The organism is Treponema sp. R80B11-R83G3, assembly GCF_054786115.1.
On record NZ_BDHF01000495.1, the window covers coordinates 1 to 455 of the forward strand.

Genomic DNA, 455 nt, shown 5'->3' on the forward strand with positions numbered 1-455 from the left:
CTTATAGTTCTAGCGGGATTTTTATCCGTACTTGGTACGCAGTTGATAAAAAAATATGAAAACAAAATACTCAACATTCACCCCGCGTTAATCCCGTCATTTTGCGGCAAAGGTTTTTACGGTCTTAAAGTTCACGAAGCCGCCCTTAAATACGGCGTAAAGATAACAGGCGCGACAGTCCACCTTGTAACCGAAGTAGTAGACGGCGGAAAAATCATTCTGCAAAAAGCGGTAGATGTGCTCCCAGATGACACGCCAGAGTCCCTGCAACAACGTGTAATGCGCGAGGCTGAGTGGGTAATCTTGCCCAAAGCGGTAGAAATGTTCTGCAAAGGAGAGATAGGGAGTAGGGAATAGGGAGTGGGGTTTTTGTCCGTTATCTGCGCGTGAGCTAATACGCTGAGATTGCTAACAACAATCTCACTACCTAATCGACGCGTGAGTAATACACTATC

General features: G+C 45.7%; 1 protein-coding gene. It reads left to right on the forward strand.

Annotated features, from left to right (window positions below):
- Window positions 1-357: phosphoribosylglycinamide formyltransferase (purN, locus tag ACYVRH_RS14635; protein ID WP_461257594.1), on the forward strand; the 357-nt coding region annotated here is incomplete at its 5' end.
- Window positions 358-455 lie beyond the last annotated feature (98 nt).